Annotated in this window: 17 protein-coding genes and 1 tRNA gene; 7 read left to right on the top strand and 11 right to left on the bottom strand. The window is 66.7% G+C overall.

Annotation, left to right across the window (positions count from 1 at the left end; genetic code table 11):
* Window positions 1–570, top strand: a 570-nt coding sequence (istB, locus tag DFR50_RS27200; RefSeq protein WP_113892746.1) for an IS21-like element helper ATPase IstB, incomplete at its 5' end; no start/stop codon positions are given.
* A gap of 73 nt (window positions 571–643) precedes the next feature.
* On the opposite strand, the gene DFR50_RS27205 is transcribed toward istB, so the two are convergent.
* The 4 genes from DFR50_RS27205 to DFR50_RS27215 form a co-directional block, all read right to left on the bottom strand.
* Window positions 644–1,666 (bottom strand): DUF7146 domain-containing protein, encoded by a 1,023-nt coding sequence (locus tag DFR50_RS27205; RefSeq protein ID WP_113892747.1) that lies wholly within the window; start codon window positions 1,664–1,666, stop codon window positions 644–646.
* Window positions 1,667–1,872: 206 nt separating this feature from the next.
* Window positions 1,873–2,058, bottom strand: a complete 186-nt coding sequence (locus DFR50_RS27210) for a helix-turn-helix domain-containing protein (RefSeq protein WP_210209056.1) — start codon at window positions 2,056–2,058, stop codon at window positions 1,873–1,875.
* A 98-nt stretch (window positions 2,059–2,156) separates the two neighbouring features.
* Window positions 2,157–2,762 (bottom strand): hypothetical protein, encoded by a 606-nt coding sequence (locus DFR50_RS31735; RefSeq protein ID WP_147262949.1) that lies wholly within the window; start codon window positions 2,760–2,762, stop codon window positions 2,157–2,159.
* Window positions 2,759–3,895 (bottom strand): tyrosine-type recombinase/integrase, encoded by a 1,137-nt coding sequence (locus DFR50_RS27215; RefSeq protein ID WP_113892752.1) that lies wholly within the window; start codon window positions 3,893–3,895, stop codon window positions 2,759–2,761. The genes DFR50_RS31735 and DFR50_RS27215 overlap by 4 nt, the downstream gene beginning before the upstream one ends.
* 646 nt (window positions 3,896–4,541) lie before the next feature.
* Here DFR50_RS27215 and DFR50_RS27220 point away from each other — a divergent pair.
* Together DFR50_RS27220 and DFR50_RS27225 are read left to right on the top strand one after the other, a co-directional pair.
* Complete coding sequence (locus DFR50_RS27220) at window positions 4,542–4,901, top strand: HdeA/HdeB family chaperone (RefSeq protein ID WP_113892844.1); 360 nt, start codon at window positions 4,542–4,544, stop codon at window positions 4,899–4,901.
* Between the two features lie 93 nt (window positions 4,902–4,994).
* Window positions 4,995–5,363, top strand: coding sequence for an HdeA/HdeB family chaperone (locus DFR50_RS27225; RefSeq protein WP_113892754.1), 369 nt, complete (start codon window positions 4,995–4,997; stop codon window positions 5,361–5,363).
* A 164-nt stretch (window positions 5,364–5,527) separates the two neighbouring features.
* On the opposite strand, the gene DFR50_RS27230 is transcribed toward DFR50_RS27225, so the two are convergent.
* Window positions 5,528–5,603 (bottom strand) — tRNA-Lys (locus DFR50_RS27230).
* A 159-nt stretch (window positions 5,604–5,762) separates the two neighbouring features.
* Between DFR50_RS27230 and DFR50_RS27235 the strand changes: the two genes are divergently transcribed.
* The 3 genes from DFR50_RS27235 to DFR50_RS27245 all read left to right on the top strand — a co-directional run bounded on the left by DFR50_RS27235 (window position 5,763) and on the right by DFR50_RS27245 (window position 8,995).
* The gene (locus DFR50_RS27235; RefSeq protein WP_170153416.1) at window positions 5,763–6,632 is read left to right on the top strand and encodes an SDR family oxidoreductase; all 870 of its coding nucleotides are present in this window, start codon (window positions 5,763–5,765) and stop codon (window positions 6,630–6,632) included.
* Window positions 6,633–6,747: 115 nt separating this feature from the next.
* Window positions 6,748–7,524: a hydroxyacylglutathione hydrolase gene (gene gloB, locus DFR50_RS27240; RefSeq protein ID WP_113892759.1), complete on the top strand. Its 777-nt coding sequence runs from the start codon at window positions 6,748–6,750 to the stop codon at window positions 7,522–7,524.
* Between the two features lie 400 nt (window positions 7,525–7,924).
* Window positions 7,925–8,995 (top strand): GGDEF domain-containing protein, encoded by a 1,071-nt coding sequence (locus DFR50_RS27245; RefSeq protein ID WP_170153417.1) that lies wholly within the window; start codon window positions 7,925–7,927, stop codon window positions 8,993–8,995.
* Here DFR50_RS27245 and DFR50_RS27250 read toward each other — a convergent pair.
* From DFR50_RS27250 to DFR50_RS27260, 3 genes are all read right to left on the bottom strand, one after another.
* A complete protein-coding gene (locus tag DFR50_RS27250) occupies window positions 8,947–9,714 on the bottom strand; it encodes an SDR family NAD(P)-dependent oxidoreductase (RefSeq protein WP_147262950.1) in 768 nt (255 codons plus the stop codon). The two genes, DFR50_RS27245 and DFR50_RS27250, sit on opposite strands and share 49 nt — an antisense overlap.
* Window positions 9,715–9,807: 93 nt before the next feature.
* Window positions 9,808–10,119: a 4a-hydroxytetrahydrobiopterin dehydratase gene (locus DFR50_RS27255; protein WP_113892765.1), complete on the bottom strand. Its 312-nt coding sequence runs from the start codon at window positions 10,117–10,119 to the stop codon at window positions 9,808–9,810.
* 16 nt (window positions 10,120–10,135) lie between these two features.
* Window positions 10,136–10,915: a bestrophin-like domain gene (locus tag DFR50_RS27260; RefSeq protein ID WP_113892767.1), complete on the bottom strand. Its 780-nt coding sequence runs from the start codon at window positions 10,913–10,915 to the stop codon at window positions 10,136–10,138.
* A 1,730-nt stretch (window positions 10,916–12,645) separates the two neighbouring features.
* Here DFR50_RS27260 and DFR50_RS27270 point away from each other — a divergent pair.
* Entirely contained in the window at window positions 12,646–13,989 is a 1,344-nt protein-coding gene (locus tag DFR50_RS27270) for an ISNCY family transposase (RefSeq protein WP_113892771.1), read from the top strand.
* Window positions 13,990–14,450: 461 nt separating this feature from the next.
* Here the strand turns inward: DFR50_RS27270 and DFR50_RS27275 are convergent, their stop codons facing one another.
* The 3 genes from DFR50_RS27275 to pdeM all read right to left on the bottom strand — a co-directional run bounded on the left by DFR50_RS27275 (window position 14,451) and on the right by pdeM (window position 16,566).
* Window positions 14,451–14,702, bottom strand: coding sequence for a hypothetical protein (locus DFR50_RS27275; RefSeq protein ID WP_113892773.1), 252 nt, complete (start codon window positions 14,700–14,702; stop codon window positions 14,451–14,453).
* A gap of 57 nt (window positions 14,703–14,759) precedes the next feature.
* Window positions 14,760–15,215 (bottom strand): hypothetical protein, encoded by a 456-nt coding sequence (locus tag DFR50_RS27280; protein WP_113892775.1) that lies wholly within the window; start codon window positions 15,213–15,215, stop codon window positions 14,760–14,762.
* Between the two features lie 655 nt (window positions 15,216–15,870).
* A complete protein-coding gene (gene pdeM, locus DFR50_RS27285) occupies window positions 15,871–16,566 on the bottom strand; it encodes a ligase-associated DNA damage response endonuclease PdeM (protein ID WP_113892777.1) in 696 nt (231 codons plus the stop codon).
* Between the last annotated feature and the right edge of the window lie 33 nt (window positions 16,567–16,599).

Consider the following 16,599-nt stretch of genomic DNA (forward strand, 5'->3'; position numbering starts at 1 on the left):
CTCGACGGCTTCGACTTCTCCGCCCAGCCCTCGCTCGACAAGAAGCAGGTGCGCGAACTCGCCGCCTGCCGCTGGGTGGCCAACGGCGACGCGCTGCTCCTGCTCGGACCTCCTGGGGTCGGCAAAACGCATCTGGCGATCGCGCTCGGCCGCGCGGCGATCCGCGAGGGCTACTCGGTCCTGTTCGTCACCGCGCCGGCGCTGGTCGCGGGCCTCGCAAAGGCGCACGCGGAAGGCCGGCTCGACGAGCGGCTCGGCTTTTTCGCCAAGCCAAAACTCCTGATCGTCGACGAACTCGGCTACCTGCCGTTCGAGCCGAACGCCGCACATCTCTTCTTCCAGCTCGTCTCGCGCCGCTACGAGCGCGGCAGCATGCTGATCACCTCCAACCGCTCGGTCGGAGAATGGGGGACCGTGTTCGGCGATTCCGTCGTCGCCACCGCCATCCTCGACCGGCTGCTCCATCATAGCTGCGTCGTCACCATCCGCGGCGACAGCTATCGCCTGCGCGAGAAGCGCCGGTCCGGGCTCATCAAGCCCGCCGTGCTCGACCAGGAGCGGCTGGCGTGACCCCGCTTCGCCGCCGCCCGCGTTTTGCGCCCCTCCGGTCGGCTACGCCTCCCTGCGGGACGCAAAACGCGGATCATCCCAACCTTCCGGTGGTATCCTTTTCGATGTCGCCGCCGGTCCCCTTTCGGATGTCGTTTGACAGATGCGGCGTCGATGGCCCCAGGCCCCCGCCCGCAATGTTGCCGAGGTCGCCCGCGGCCCAGCCGACAAAGCGCGCGCCGGTCGCATGGCGCTGGCAAGCCTGAAGCGCCGTGGCCGTCGTCTCGATGCCCTCGCCGATGATCAGCACAGCGCGGGCTTGACCGGGCGCAAGGTCGTTGAGGCGGATCGCGCCGCCGCGCTTGATCCCGCGCATCTTCTTGGCGGGGAGAGCCGTTCCATCCGCCCGGACGATCGTCGCCTTGCCGCTCGCGCCTTCAGGCAGGCCGCCGGTCGCAAGACGCGGGTCGAGCCAGGTCCGGTGAACGCCGCCGAAGACGCCGCTTTGCCGCCGGATCGCCGCGACCATGCACGGGCCGCGCCAGATAACGACTGGCCGCGCGTCGACGTCGTCGCCCGCGTCGAAATAGGCCTCGTCGGCAGAATAGCGGAGGCTCACGCTGACGAGTGGCTCAATTCCGCGCCAACGGAAGTAAGCATCGACGATCGTACCGGCCGAAGGTCCGGCCGAGGTCCAGATCGACCAGGCGCGCTCACGTTGGCGCTCGAGTTCGGCCGCCTCGCGCTCTTCCTGCTCTCGCCGGCGGCGGTCGCGCGTGTCCTGCGCTGCGGCAACCTCTTCCGGGCTGGCGGCGACGCGGTCGCCGCCCAGGCGGCGCAGGGCGGACAGGAAGTCGAGCCCTTCCCATTGCGCGAGATAATCGAACACGTCGCCGCCGCCACAGCCGGCCCCCTTGAGGCAACCCCAAGTCTGCGACCGTGTGTCGAGCCAAAGGGGCGACTTGCCGCGGACGGGGTCGCAGAGGCAGGCCCCGGAGCGAATGCCGCGCGCGTTCGCCCGGCCGAGCTTCACGCGAGCGCCAATCATCGCCTCGACGGGATGATCGGCCTTGAGCGCGGCCAGCTCGTGCGGGGAAAGGCGATGAGAAGCGGTCACGCTCCGCGAGCCTCCCCGAAAGCGAGGCGCGCGACGAGGCGGGCGGTCGCCTCCGCGAGGCGGAATCGGCGAGCGACGCGAGCAACTTGAAGATCGGCCAGGGTTGCGCTATCGAAACTGCGGACGCGCCGGGATAGTTCGTCCGAATTTCGAGGGTCGCCGCTGTTCCCGCAGCGCGCGGCCCTCGCGCTTTTGATAATCATGGGTCAGGCGATCTTCTCGCGCCCAATAGCGAAGCGGGTGCGGACCGAAACGTATTCGCGCAACTGGCCGGGATCATAGCGAACGGCAGAGCCAATGCGGGACACCGGCGGCCCTTTGCCTTGCGATCTCCAGTTTCGCAACGTCCCCTTCGAGACGTTCAGGACGCGGGCCGCGTCATCTTCGGTCAAGAGAGGTTCCAAAACCGCCATCGGAAGCGCCTTCTGTTAGTCAGGGCTTTCGAACGTAATTGGCGATAACCGGAGCGGAAACGGGAAGAGAAATGCCGTCATTTCTTTTCCCGGCTTCTGGCAAGGCGGCGGCGACCCCGGTCATAGGCTTTTCGGTTCACGTGCTCCCACACCGGGTCGCCGTTTGCCTCTCTCGCCATAGCTTCGCGGAGCGGATCGGAGATTCCCTCGCTCGCCAGTCGTTCGGCCGCAGCATCGATCGTTTGTGCAAATCGACTGTCGCCGGGACCTCTCGCCGTCACACCCTTGCGATAGTAGTCGCGGATTGTTTGGCTGCTCAGGTAGGCCCCGGTTTCGCTACGCTCGGCTTCGCGTGCGTCCTCCAAAGCCGCGCCGAGCGGGTCGTTGTGCCCTCGCGCCGCATGAAGCCCTTCCTGGTAATCTACAAACCACGACAACCCCTCAAATTTGGTCGTCGGCAGGAGTTTCTTGGTCCGACCTCGTGATCGCAAGGTCAGTTCTTCTAGAAGCCTCGCCGCGTCGCTTTGTGCTTGGGCTGAGGCCATACCATACTTTAGAGTCCGAATAAGCTGATCCAAGGACCCGTCGACGACTTCCTTCCAATCGTCCGATAGCGGATCGTCGACACGCCGCCTCATGAAAAATTCTTCGACAATTTGCCTATTTGACTTCGCTCGCTTCATTTCAGCACGCCGCGGCCAAACCCTGCCGCCAACTCAGCCGCTCCTCGCCGCCGCTTTTCCGACGAGTGTAGGTATCCCGCAGTCGTCGCAAGGTCCGCGTGGCCGAGCAGCGCCTGGACGGCGCGAACGTCTGCGCCGGCCGCGAGCGCTCCCGTCGCCGCGCTATGCCGGAGATCGTAGGGGCGGAATCTCTCGACCCCGGCGCGGTCCTGTACGAGCTTCAGCGCTTTGTGAACCGCAACGATTGGCTTGCCGTAACGACGGCCGGCAAAGACGTATTCGCAGCCTGTGACGCGCGGCGTCGCCTGCAGGATCGCCGCCGCGGCATCCGTCAAGTCGACCTCCCGAGCGCCGGTCTTGCCGACGACGGTCATCTTGCGGCGCGGCAGGTTCACCCGCGACCATTCGAGCGTGCGGACTTCGCCCGGCCGAAGGCCGCAAACGAGCGAGAGGCGCAGGAGGTTGGCGAGCCAAGGGGAGACCTTGCCCTCGCCCTCCATCTCCGCAAGCGCTTTCCCGAATCGAGCGATGTCGTCGGTTTCGAGCGCCTTGCCCTTCCTGGCCGGCTTCTTCACCGACACGTCGGCCGCGGGGTTGCGATAGCTGTCCGGAAGGATGCGCGCGCGCTTGGCGTGGTTGACGGTCTTCTTGATCAGCGTGGCCACGTAGGCGCGATTGCGCGCGCCGGTCGTGGCCGCGACGACCTTGTCGACGTCGGCCGCGGTCACATCGCCGATGCGCTTGTCGCCAAGGCGTGGCAGGATCAGCCGGTCGGCGCGGTCCTCGTAGTCGGCGATCGTCGCTTCCGAGAGCTTCGGCTTGTCGACTTCGTCGATCATCGTCCGCCACACCGCGCGGAACGTCGGTTCGCCCTTTCGAGGATTGACGGTCAGGTCCTCCCCGCGCCGGGCCGCGACCAGGATCTCGCGCGCGCGTTCCCGAGCCGCAGCGAGCGCGACATCGGCGACCGGATCGAGCGCGACGCGGCGGCGCTTGCCGTCGATGCGGAAGTCCACAACATACGTCACAACGCCTTCGGTGATCCGAACGCCAAAACCCGGACAGGCATCGTCCCAAAGAAACCGGCGCTCGCCTGGCGTGAGCGCGTCGATCGTCTTCTGTGTGAGCTTCATGGCCGAGTCCGCCGATCTGGGTTTGGTGACACGACACCAACGGACCCGGCCGTTTGCCGACCCCGTGTCACCACTATGTCACCGGCCGGCGGTTACATCAAGTGACTTCTGGATATCTGCGAGTGTAACGCCGTACCTTAATTTCAGATACTTATGACGCACAGTGAACGCTCGTTACAGGCCGGGAAGCGGCAAAATCGGACTCTGACTCCGTCAATCTTGGTTCGAATCCAGGTCCCCCAGCCACTTCACGGCGTGAAGAGAATTGGACTCCTATGGCGCGCCGCCTGGGCCGGCTTGATGGCGCGGTCATTTCGCCGAGCGGCTTCCCTCGTCGTTTCCGCTGAATTCTCAAATCGACCGGGCCACGGCTGCCTTTGCGTTGCTGCAATCGAACGCCGTTGATGAACGCCCGCCGACGGTCCTTGGGTGAGGTGAGAGCGCTGCTCGCGCGTCCGCCCTTGTAGGAACGCCTGAGACAATTCGCTTCGAATATGGCGCACGACAACGGCGTCACTTGGATGGCCCGTGCATCGCTGTAAACGCCGTAGTCTTTCCGGGGGGTTGGTTTCAGCTGCGGTTTGTGGGATACGCGCAGACTGAATAAGCCAGCGAACGCTAGGTGATTCTCAACTGGGAGGTTCTGATGAAAATCGCGATATCGCTTTGCGTCCTGCCGATGCTCTGGGTCTCCGCGGTGGAAGCGCAGGTCGATCTGACGACCTACGGCGACGCCAAAGGCAATCTCGACGTCCAGGCGCTCACCTGCGCACAATTGGCCGGCACCTGGCAGGAGGACGCGGACTTCCTGACCGTCTGGTACAGCGGCTGGTACAACGGCCTGGCGAATTACAGCAAGATGAAGCTCGATCGCGCCAAGGAGCTCGAACACCGCGTCATCGTCTATTGCAAGGCCAATCCCACGGTGAAGGTCATCAAGGCGATGGACATCAACATCAAGCAGATGCGCAAGGAAGCCGGCATCAAGGTCGAGGACGAGAAGTAGTTCCGACGCAACGCTCGCCCGGCCGAACGACTGGCGCCCACCGTGGCGCAGACGCGAGCCGGCGTCACCCGATCAGGACAGGAGAGGAAAACCATGGACTCCTTGAACACGCGCTTCCGCGCCCGTCTCGCCGCGCTCGGTCTCATCGCTGCAGCGACGATTTTCGCTTCGGCCGCCCAGGCGCAGGTCGAGTTGAAAACCTATGCCGACGAAAAAGGATATATCAATGTCCGCGCGCTCACCTGCGGACAGCTCGCCGGCACTTTCCAGGAAGACGCCGACTTCATGGGAACGTGGTACAGCGGCTGGTGGAACGGCCACATGAAGCGCCATTCCTTCAACATCAATCGCACGCGGGAAGGCATTCACGAGGTCATCGTCTACTGCAAGTCGCACCCAGACGAGAAGGTCGTCGACGCCGTCGATGCGTATGTCAAGAAGATGCAGCAAGCTGGGCAGTAAATGCTGGCGCCGGCGCCGGGTCTGGGGCCCGGCGCCGGAAACAAGGCGCCCCGGAAAGCGCCGATTTCCTTGTCGGGGCTGCCCGGAATGCCCTAGGACCAGGCAGCCGCCCGCCGCCGCGAACCGGCAAGCCCGGACGGCGTGGTTTGAGACTCGGCTGAATGTGGTGAGCGCGGTGGGAATCGAACCCACGACCCTCTGATTAAAAGTCAGATGCTCTACCTATTGAGCTACGCGCTCGCGCCATGGGCCTCACGGGCGCTTCGTGCGTACAGCCTCGGACGGCGGGGGTCAATTGCAAAGCGTCCCCGCGCGCCGGGTCGGCGCCCTCCCTGCGCGGCCCGCCCACATCCAAACCGTCATCGACGGCGTATAGCTCCTCGTTGGTCAGGAGCAAACATGTCCGCTGAATCGAAGAAGACCGCCGTCGTCACCGGGGCCTCGACCGGCATCGGCCTCGGGTGCGTGAAGGTTCTAGCCGCGGGCGGCTGGCGGGTTTTCGCCGCCGTACGGCGTAGCGAGGACGCGGAGCGATTGACGAAGGCCTTCGGCGAGGCGGTGCGCCCGCTGCTGTTCGACGTGACCGACGTCGACGCTGTCGCGCGGGCCGCGCGCGAAGTCGGCGAGGCGCTCGGCGGGCGAACGCTCTCGGGGCTCGTCAACAACGCCGGCGTCGCGGTCGCGGGGCCCCTGCTCCATCTGAAGATCGCCGACTTCGAACGCCAGATCGCGGTCAATCTGAGCGGCCCGCTGATCGTTACGCAGGCCTTCGCGCCGCTGCTCGGCGCCGACCGCTCCCGCTCCGGACCGCCGGGACGGATCGTGATGATGTCGTCGGTGGGCGGCCTCACCGCGGCCCCGTTCCTCGGACCCTACAGCGCGTCGAAATTCGCGCTCGAGGGCCTCTCGGAGTCGTTGCGCCGCGAGCTGATGCTGTACGGAATCGACGTCGTTGTGATCAACCCAGGCGCGGTCGCCACCCCGATCTGGGGCAAGTCGGACGACATCGATGCGGAATTCGCCGCCACGCCCTACGCCTCCGCGATCGCTAAGGTGAAAGCCTACATGGTCGCCATGGCCGAGGCGGGGCTGCCGCCCGAGCGGATCGGGGAGGCCGTGCGGACGGCGCTCACCGCGGAGCGCCCGAAGACGCGCTATATCGTCACGCCGACGCCCGTTCAGGATTTCCTCGCCCGAAACCTGCCCAAGCGCTGGGTGGACGGCATGATCGCGAGCCGTCTCGGCCTCGCCCCGCCGAAGCGCGGGTGACGGAAGTCGGGACGCTGACCATTTGCGCGAGGGACCGCGACCGGGTCTTTTCTGCTATGAGCGTGGGCGATTGGCGAGGCGTCGCGTGCCGCGGCGCCCGGATGCGGGAGCGACCATGACCACAAGCGTGCATCAGTTTTTGTGCCTGACCGACAATTACGGCGTGCTCGTGCATGATTCGAAGACCGGAAAGACCGCCGCCATCGACGCGCCGGAGGCGGGGCCGATCCTCGCCGCGCTCGAGGAAAAGGGGTGGACGCTCACCGATCTGCTCATTACCCACCACCACGCCGACCACATCCAGGCCGCGCCGGACCTCAAGGCGCGGTTCCCCGAGTTGCAGATCGTCGGCCCGGCGAAAGAGGCGTCCCGGATCCCGGGGCTCGACACGCTCGTCCGCGAAGGCGATTTTGTCCGGGTGGGATCGCTGGAAGCGCAGGTGATCGAGACGCCGGGCCACACGCTTGGTCAGGTCGCCTACTACTTCGGCGAGGACGAACTCGTGTTCTGCGGCGACACGCTGTTCTCGCTCGGCTGCGGCCGCGCCTTCGAGGCGCCGCCGGCCGTGCTGTGGAGCTCGCTGCTCAAGCTCGCCAACCTGCCGGGCGAGACGCAGGCCTACTGCGGTCACGAGTACACTCTGGGGAACGCGCGCTTCGCTCTGACCATCGAGCCCGGCAACCCGATCCTGGCGGACCGCGCCGAGCGGGTGGCGAGGCTGCGCGCCGAGGACCGCCCGACCCTGCCGACCACCATCGCCGCCGAACTCGCGGCCAATCCCTTCCTGAGGGCCGAGGAGCCGTCGGTGCAGGCCGCCGTCGGCATGCCCGGCGCCGACCCGGCGGCGGTGTTCGCCGAACTCCGCGGCCGCAAGGACCGGTTCAAGGGGTGAGCGACGGCCCGGGCGCGGCGCGACCCCGCCAGCCCGCTGCGAAGCGGGTGACGGGCGGCGCACGACCCAGAACCAGAAGATGCCAGCGCTTTCAGTCGGCGACCGCTTCGGGAAGAGACCGGCCGCCGATCGCCTGCATGTCTTTTGCCGGCTGCTCCGGCCGCCGACCTCGACGCCGCGCAGGTTCCGGCACTCGCGCCGCCTCTATACAGAGTGAATACAGACGAAGTACTGCCATATGCTTAAATTAATCCAGGATATATATCGTATTGACGCGATTTCGTCTCAATATCGACTAAAATTTGAAAACCCGTCTACTTCTGATTAAGGGGTCGGAACTAGGTTGAGCCGCATGGAGAGCTCAGCCAAGATTCGTTCCGCGCTCGGCTCAGCGCTAGCCGTGTCGCGGGACCTTCACGCCGAGACTCCGCTCGAAACCCTCGGGCGGGTTCGCGCGTTCGCGGCCAAGGCCCGAGCGCCGGAAACGACCGCGACCGACGCACAGCTCGCCGACATCCTCGACCCTCTGGCGCGCCTGCTCGAGTCCCAGTTGCCCGGCGCGAGTAGCTCCGTGCTGCTGCTCGACCCGGTCGGCGACCCTCTCGGCGACGACGGCCCGCTTCCGAGCTCGCCGCACGCGCCCGCAGCAGCCGCCGTCGGGAGCGGACCGGGCGCCGGCGCCCGCGCCGCGGCGCGGGCGCCGGACGTCGGCCGGGATCCGGCGGTCGACCACGGGTTCCGCTCCCGTTGGTCGGCGCCGATCCTGTCGCGTGACGGGCGAGTCCTCGGAACCTTCGCCGTTGACTGCGCCGCGGCGCGCGAACCGACCGGCGCGGAAGCGGCGCTCATCGCCGCCGTCGCCGGGATCGCGGGGATCGCCGTCGAGCGCCGGCTGGCGGAGCGCCGCATTCACCATCTGGCGACCCACGACGCCCTCACCGGCCTCGCGAACCGCGCCTCGCTCGGGGACCGCCTGACGAGGGCGTTGCTCGCTGCCGAGCGCTGCGATCGCCGGGCGGCTGTCGCCTTCATCGACATCGACGACTTCAAATCCGTCAACGACAGCCTCGGCCATTCCGCCGGCGACGAAGTCCTGCGGACGATCGCGGCGCGATTGGCGGGCTCGGTGCGCACCGCCGACACGGTCGCCCGTTTCGGCGGCGACGAATTCGTCGTCGTCCTCGGCGACCGACCCGGAAGCGCCGACGACATCGGCGAGGCGGTCGACCGCCTCCGCGCGGCGATCGCGGCGGAGGTCCGGATCGGCCGGCGCATCGTCCGCGTCACCGCCAGCGTCGGGCTCGCGATCTTCCCCGACCACGGCCGCGACGCCGCCGCCCTGCTGGCGAACGCCGACGCCGCCATGTACCGGGCCAAGAAGGGCGGACGCGGCGTCCTGCGGCGCGCCAGCCCCGGCATCGATCAGAACCCTTCGCCGCCGTCGACGGTGAGCGACTGCCCCAGGACATGACGGGCCGCGTCCGAGCACAGGAACAGCACGGCGTCGGCGATGTCGTCGACGTCGGCGATCCGGCGGGCGGGGATCGAGGCCAGGAGTTTTGCTTCGTCGAGCCGCCCGGCCTGGAAATCCGCGAGCACGCCCTCCGTCGCCACATGTCCGGGCGCGACCGCGTTGACCCGGATCCCCGCAGGCCCCCATTCGAGCGCCATCGAGCGCGTCAGCATCTCGAGCGCGGCCTTCGACGCGGAATAGAGCCCGCAGCCCGGCGCGGGGCGCGCGCCCGCGATGCTGCCGACGTTGACGATGCGACCGCGCCGCCCGCTGGCGATGGCCTCGGCGGCGAAGGCGCGGGCGCACAGCAGCGGCCCAGCGACGTTGACGGACAGGAACCGCGCCGCGACCTCGGCGTCCGCGTCGAGCAGCGGCACGAGCGCGAAATGCGCGGCGTTGTTGACCAGAATGTCGGCCGCGCCGAAGCGCTCGACGGCCGAAGCGACGATCCGCGCGCAATCGGCCGCGATCGCGACGTCGGCCGGGACGACGAGGACCTCGCCGCCCATCTCCTCGATCAGCGCCGCGGAATGGACCAGCGTCGCCTTCCTCCGCCCGGCGATGGCGACGTTCGCGCCCTCACGGGCGAAGGCGCGGGCGACGGCGAAGCCGATCCCCGCCCCGCCTCCGGTGACGATCGCGGTCTGGCCGGCGAACCTGGGCGCGGCCTCAGGCATCGAGCGCGCCGCCGACAGGAAGCGGGAGGCAGTCCGGCCGCGCGCGCCGAGCGCGGGCGACACGGTCAGCGACCGCGTCTAGAAGACGCCGCATCACGCCATCCCCTGGAACCGTTTCGCCAGCGCGCTGATTTTCTTCGCCGTCTCGATGTCGAGGTCGGTGATCTTCATGCCGGCGTCGTGGGTGCAGAAGGAAAACGAGACGATGTTGTAGGAGTTCTTGAACTCCGGGTGGTGGTTCATCACCTCGGCCTCGATCGCCACCTCGACGATGAAGGCGATGGCGTCGCGAAAGGTCTTGAGGGCGAACGTCGCCTCGATGTTGGGCGCCGCGAGCGACCAGTCCGGCAGGTCGGCCAATGCCGAACGGATCTCGTAGTCGCTCAGGATCTTGTAATGCGCCATGGGTGAACCTCCTCGTTCAGTTGGAATCCCCCGGCCCGCTGGGCTTGGCCAGATCGGCGATCGCGTGGTCGATCACGATCGGCGACATCTGGATAGAGCTGGTGTACGGGCGGCTGAATTCAAGGATGAGCAGGATCGCCAGGCTGACCGACGCCGCTCCCAGGATCAGCATCACAACGGTCGCCGCGTTCGGCCGCGACAAGAGCCCCATGCCGGCGAACATCAGGCACGACCAGGCGGTCACCGCATAGATCAACGGCCAGGCGATCGGCGACAGCACCTGGAGCGACATCAGCAGCCGATCCTCGCCGATCGTCCCGTAATTGGCCTTGGCCGCTGCGAGCAGCTCCTTTTGCGCGTCGGTTTGCGGATCGAGGCGGCCGAAGACGTTGCTCATGTCCGCCATCGCCTTGTACGAGGCGTCGTAAGACGCCGCCATGGCGCGGTCGTCGCCCCAGAATTGCAGACGCGCCGAGATCAGGTCCTGGCGCAGGACCTCGCGCGCGGCGTCGCCGGCCGGCCCGTAGTGACGCATCTCGAGGTTGAATTCGAGCGCCTTGGCCGCGATCGATTCGAGTTCGCGCTGCTGCGTGCTGAACACCCCGAACGCCGTCCAGATCAAGAGGCCGAGCACGAGCGCGAGCAGCAGCGTCAAGAGCCCGACGACGCCGCCGATCATGTCGCGCGACAGTTCGCTCGTGTAGTGGGAGGCGAGGCGGGTCTTGAGAAACAGGCCGAGCACGCCGCCGAGCGTGATCAGCGCCCAGACGACGGCGGCGACTGTGAACGAGCTCAAGCGACGCCCTCCCGCGACCCGATGCCGGACAGGGGTCGCACGGAACGCGGCGGGCGTCCAGCACGGCGACCGACGGTCCTTCGGCAGCGCGCCGCACGCTCAACACGCCGCGACGCCATTGAGGAGCATGCGGTATCTGCGCAAGCCGGCCCCGACCGCGGTCGCGTAAGGCGGATCGACGGACGCCGGGCCCGCGGCCTGCGGGCGCGCGGGGGAACCGTCGTCGGGCGCGGATTCCATGGTTTCAAGGGCTTGCACGGGATTTGTCGGGCGGGTGTAACCAAGGTGGGCGGCGTCCCGCCGCCCGGGTGCGCGAGACGCGCACCCTCCCGTTGGGCGCCGCGGCCGTCTGCTCGCGCCCTCGGCTTGGAAGATACGGGCGGTTTCGGCGTTGCGCGCAGGTTCGCCTCGGAGCCGGGCCGTCGACCCGACCGCGGCGCGACCTGCGCCTCGGAGCGCGCCGCCGGCCTCTCGCTCGCGGACAGAGGCTCGTCGGGTTCGCGACCCACAGGGGCCTTATCCTCCCCGCGCGCGCCGTCGTCCTGGCCGAAGGCTTCCGCTGACGGCGCGGACTCGGGCGCGGATTCAACATTTTCAAAGGGTTGCGGGGAGGATTTCCGGGCGAGCGGCGCCCGCCAGGCCGGGCGCGGCGGGCGCGCCGCGCAACGGAGGGGCGCCCGTCCCGGGCGAGCACGGTGCGGGGACGCCGGGTCCGGCTTAGGAGCGGTCATCGCCCGGACCTCATCGCCTGCCCCGTCGCCGAGAAGCGATCCATTGTGGCGGGGCGCGCCGGCGGCGGACAGGGCGTCGTCCCCGGGGCCCGCGTACGGGCGGCGCTCGTCGCTGTCGGCCTCCGACGCGTGCGGCTTCGCGAGGGACGCCCGCCGGGGCCGCCGAAATCCCGGGCGCGAATGCAAGACTTTCAACGGCTTGCGGCCGAAATTCCGCGCGGCGGCAACTCCCAGGGTGGACGCCGAAGACCGCCGTCATCGCGAGCGAAGCGCGGCGATCCAGGGGCCGCTTGCGCTGCTGTTGCGGCTCGTGGACCGCCACGCCGTCCCTCGGGCTTCGTTGCGAGCAGAGTACCGAGCAATCCCTGCAAAATGGACGCAAACGGCGTCGCGGATTGCTTCGTCGCTTTGCTCCTCGCAATGACGGGCTTGGGAGATACGCGCGGCGGAGCAGCGCCGCGCCAAACGCCATGGCGCCTTCGGCGGGCGCGTCGAGGCGCGAGGGTTTGTCCTGCGGGCGGTCGACCGCCTCGAGGTTGGCGTTGGTCATGGCGCTGTAGGCGACGAGCAGCGCCTCGTTGAGGCGGCTGGTCTGGATCGCCAGAAACTCGTCCGGCGGCGCCGGCGCGCGGCGGGCGAGAATGTCACGGATGACGGCGCGGATGCGCTTCTCGCCGACCCCGATACGGACCGCGATCTCGGCGACGGACACGCCGCGGTTGAGGTAATCGACAATCAGCTGCTCCCGCCGGAATTTTTCCAGGCGCGCGGCGCGCGGGTCGAGCGACGGCGTCGAGGCGACGGCGGCGGCTGCGAACATGCGAGTGTTCTCCTTCACGAACGGACCGGCAGATTCACGAACGGACCGACAGAACAAAGATAGAACATCAGCGGCCGTCAAGCAAGAATTTGTCGAAATACGTGTCGCTAGCACATGGAGTGACGTGAGTTCGTAGCTCGTGAAGTGACGTGTTTTGGAGGTCCCGTGGAGGGGCCTTGATGGACACGGCGCGCATTCGCGAGGGAATCCGCAAGATGCGGTTTTCGACGATCTTGGACCGCTGGGACTCGGGAGAGATGACACAGGAGACGGCGGCGGAGCTGTTGGGGATGAGCGTTCGCTCGTTCCAGCGGTGGAGGGAGCGCTACGAGGCTTGCGGCGAGGCTGGCCTCGTGGACCAGCGTGGTTCTCCCTCGCCGCGGCGGACGCCGCAGGAGGAGGTCGAGCGGATGCTCGGGCTTTATCGGGACAAGTACGCCGACTTCACGGTCAAGCATTTTCACGAGCAGATACAGAAGCGGCACAGTTACACGCTCGGCTACACGGTGACGAAGTCGCATCTGCACCGGGCCGGGCTGGTCAGGCCCGCGCCCAGGCGCTCGGCGCACCGCAAGAAGCGGCCGCGTCGGCCGATGCGCGGCATGATGCTGCATCAGGACGGGTCGCGGCACGCTTGGGTCGAGGGCCTGCCCGCGATGGACCTGATCGTCACGATGGACGACGCCACCAGCGAGATCTACTCGATGATCCTCGTCGAAGAGGAGGGAACCGCCTCGACCTTCGAGGCCTTGCGCGAGGTGATCGGCGAGCATGGCCTGTTCTGCGCGCTCTACACCGACCGCGGCAGCCACTACTTCCACACCCCCGAGGCCGGCGGGAAAGTCTCGAGCACGGTCGAGACCCAGGTCGGCCGGCCCATGGCGCATCTCGGGATCGAGCACATCGCCGCCTATTCGCCGCAGGCGCGCGGGCGCTCCGAGCGGCTGTTCGCCACGTTGCAGGACCGGGTCCCCAAGGAGCTGCGGCTGGCCGGGATCGGAACCGTCGCGGCGGCCAACGCATGGCTCAAGAGCCATTACATCGCCGAGCACAACGCCCGCTTCGCCGTCGACCCCGAGCAGGAGGGCTCGGCCTTCGTCCCCGACACGCACGAGATGTGGCGCGAAATCCTGTGCGTGATCGAGGAGCGCACGGTCGGCAAGGACAACACCGTGGCCTGGAACGCAAAGCGCCTGCAACTGCCGGAGAGCCGATTGCGCCCGCATTTCGTCAAGGCGCAGGTCAAGGTCCACGAATATCCGGATCGAACCTGCGCCGTGTTCCTCGGCCCGCACCGGCTCGCCGACTACGACGCCGAAGGAGCCATTCGCGTCCCGGTTGCGCCCAAGCCTGGCGCCGTGCTCGGGGCCGTCAAGGACAAGCCCTGTCGGGCGCGCTTGCGCGCGTCCTTGACCGCCCCTGCGCGCGACGCCAGTTCGCTTTCGCAGGCCGGGACGAGGAAACGGCCGCCCAGCCGAACAAGGAAACTGCCCGACGCAAACCCAGTCATCGGCGCCCCATGACCAACTCGAACCGGGCCGTCCGCGGCTTCCGACCCAGTTCGTCCATCACCCAGAAGACGCCACATCACGCGCTACAAAAACACGACAGGTTGACGCGCTACGGACAGAATTTGTCGAAATATGCATGGGTCGGCCCGCCCCGCCCGCCTCGGACGACGCCGAAGCGACGAAACGCAAAGGTTTTGAACGGGCGGATTGCACACGAAGCGCGGGTTCGCGGTCGGCGCGGCGGAAGTCGTAAAGCTTCTCTCCGTGCGGTCGCCGCTCTGGCTGCCATCACCGCGCGCATCATAATATATACGTGAAGACATCACTTGCCTGCGATCTGACTCTCGGCGTTCATTGTCTTTTCCCTCGTACACGCCGGGAGTGGCGCAAGAGGTTCGCGACACTCTCGACGGTAGATTTGTCTTATCAGAAATCTCGACGTGGGCGTGCTGCTCACCTCTCAGCAGGATCTTTCATGCGACTGCTGATCGAAAGATTTCCGCGAACAGCGCGCGAAACGCCGCGGAGATGTGTCGGGGAACGCGCGCCTCGAAGACAGCGTGTGTTTCCGCTGGCGCCCCGGCCGCATCGGTCTTCAGCAGAGGTCTTGGGATCTGCAAGACGCCGCCGCGGCACGTGCGGATGTAGACCGCGTCGGCGGACTGCGGCGTCGGCAGAACCATCTTGCGTGGGAGCGCGATGCGAACGAAGACGAGGTCGTCCAAGCTCGGGGCTTTTGTCGGGTGCGAATGCGACATGATCTTGCTACTCCTTCGGTAGAGTCAAAAACTGCCGGGTGAGGCCGCTTCGATGGTCGGGATCGGTCGCGGTGAGTTGTTTATGAAGAACACTGTGTCACCGGGAGCGGTCTGATAGGTGAACTGGGTCTGTTCTCCTGGATTCGCGCGTTGACCGCCCGCGATGAAGACGTCCCGGACCAGCGTCATTCTGCCATAGCCGGCGAAGGTCGACCCCTTCGATGGATCGATGAGAATCGTTGCGTAATTCTCGGGGTTGTCGGGCCACAGGGCGGGGTCTGCCCAGTTCGGATTCAATTCCGAAGCCGCGTAGATGTTCTGAGGATCAAATAGAAATGATGTCCCAGAGATCAACTCGACATCGTCGATATAGATTGCGCTGAAGAATCCATTCAGCCCTTCACATTGAAAATTCGCTTGGTCCACAGTCCAGCAGCCGAATTGCAAGACCTCGCGATACGTGATCGTTACCAATGCCATGGCTCTCTTACTCCTTTTTAATTTTGGTATGATGAAGTATTTTCTGCTTATCAGGCCAGTTAAAGCATACATTTTACACAACAAAGCACCTTAAACTGTATATTTATATCCAAGCTTGACTGCAAATGCCAACGACAGGACGATTTTCGTTGCACGAATTTGCATCCGAGTCTGTGACGAGCCTCACACTTCAGGTATATTTTGTCTACTTTCGCGCCATCGGCAATGACACGAATATGTCGCGCCCAATTTATACGCTCGCCAAGTATTCCATTTTGCAGACGGACATCGGAGTCTGCACGAACGTCCTCGATGACAGGGATCCCTTCCACAGGCGCCGACTTTCGCCGCCGAGGCGTTCACTGGATTCCTCACCGTCGTTGAAGAACAGCTTCCGGGGAAGACGTTCGAGCGCGATCGTGACAACGGCGGTCGGATCGCCATTCTCTCCGTAAGGATCGCCTCTTGGCGCCATTCTCGGTTCCCACCTCGAAACGGGGTGGGGACACAGGAGTTCGAGTGGTATCGAGAATTTAGAACAACCGGACGGCGGCAGCCATCCGTCGGCTCCGGCCTCGGAATGAAGCCGAGGTCGAAGACCATCAACCCGGAACACGTGAAATCGAAGCGCCGCCTCCGCGACCGCCCGCGACCCTCACGCCCGCGAAGGCGCGGCCGACCCCGGCCATTCGATCAGCCGGTCCGGCGCGACCAGCACGATCCGCCGCCCCTCCTCGGGCCGCACCAGCCAGCCGCCGGTGAACTCGCCGAACGCCGGCAGGACGATCTGGCGGCCGTCGATCACGAAACATGGCAGGCGCAGGGAATCCCGGCCGCGCCCGCTGATCCGCGCCACCGGATGGACGTGGCCCGCGAGCGTCGGCGGGCCCGGATCGAGCGCATCCGCCTCGAGCGGAACGTGGCGGCAGGCGACGCCGTCGACCAGCGTCGGGTCGTCGATCGGCGCAAAGCCGCAGTCGGCGTAAAGGCGCCCGGCGCGGCGGTCGTGGTTGCCGATCACCACGAGGCAATCGAGCGCGGCGCGGGCCCGCCGCCACGCCCGCAACGACTCTGCGAGGCCGTCGGTCAGCGCCGCGTGGACGAAGTCGCCGAGCACGATCAGGCGCTCGGCGCCAAAACCGTCGGCGAGCGCGCCGAGGCGGCCGAGCGTCTCCTCGCTCGCCCCGTAGGGCGCGGGCGCGCCCGCCGCGCGAAAGGCCGCCGCCTTGCCGAGGTGCAGGTCGGCGACGAACAGGGCGCGCGTGGGCTCGCTCCAGACCGCGCGTTCGGTAAGCAGCGTCAGGGCGGCGCCGTCCGGCGCGAGGCGAATGTCGAGCGCGCCGCGCTTCATGGCTTATCTGGCGCGCCGCCGCTGGAGGGCTGT

Source organism: Roseiarcus fermentans, assembly GCF_003315135.1.
Lineage (GTDB): Bacteria > Pseudomonadota > Alphaproteobacteria > Rhizobiales > Beijerinckiaceae > Roseiarcus > Roseiarcus fermentans.

Excerpts from the sequence above, each read along its gene's own strand:
- DFR50_RS31735 (WP_147262949.1), bottom strand. The coding sequence starts at position 2,762 with ATGAAGCGAGCGAAGTCAAATAGGCAAATTGTCGAAGAATTTTTCATG.
- DFR50_RS27215 (WP_113892752.1), bottom strand. The coding sequence starts at position 3,895 with ATGAAGCTCACACAGAAGACGATCGACGCGCTCACGCCAGGCGAGCGC.
- DFR50_RS27220 (WP_113892844.1), top strand. The coding sequence starts at position 4,542 with ATGAAAATCGCGATATCGCTTTGCGTCCTGCCGATGCTCTGGGTCTCC.
- DFR50_RS27225 (WP_113892754.1), top strand. The coding sequence starts at position 4,995 with ATGGACTCCTTGAACACGCGCTTCCGCGCCCGTCTCGCCGCGCTCGGT.
- DFR50_RS27235 (WP_170153416.1), top strand. The coding sequence starts at position 5,763 with ATGTCCGCTGAATCGAAGAAGACCGCCGTCGTCACCGGGGCCTCGACC.
- gloB (WP_113892759.1), top strand. The coding sequence starts at position 6,748 with ATGACCACAAGCGTGCATCAGTTTTTGTGCCTGACCGACAATTACGGC.
- DFR50_RS27250 (WP_147262950.1), bottom strand. The coding sequence starts at position 9,714 with ATGCCTGAGGCCGCGCCCAGGTTCGCCGGCCAGACCGCGATCGTCACC.
- DFR50_RS27255 (WP_113892765.1), bottom strand. The coding sequence starts at position 10,119 with ATGGCGCATTACAAGATCCTGAGCGACTACGAGATCCGTTCGGCATTG.
- DFR50_RS27270 (WP_113892771.1), top strand. The coding sequence starts at position 12,646 with ATGGACACGGCGCGCATTCGCGAGGGAATCCGCAAGATGCGGTTTTCG.
- DFR50_RS27280 (WP_113892775.1), bottom strand. The coding sequence starts at position 15,215 with ATGGCATTGGTAACGATCACGTATCGCGAGGTCTTGCAATTCGGCTGC.
- pdeM (WP_113892777.1), bottom strand. The coding sequence starts at position 16,566 with ATGAAGCGCGGCGCGCTCGACATTCGCCTCGCGCCGGACGGCGCCGCC.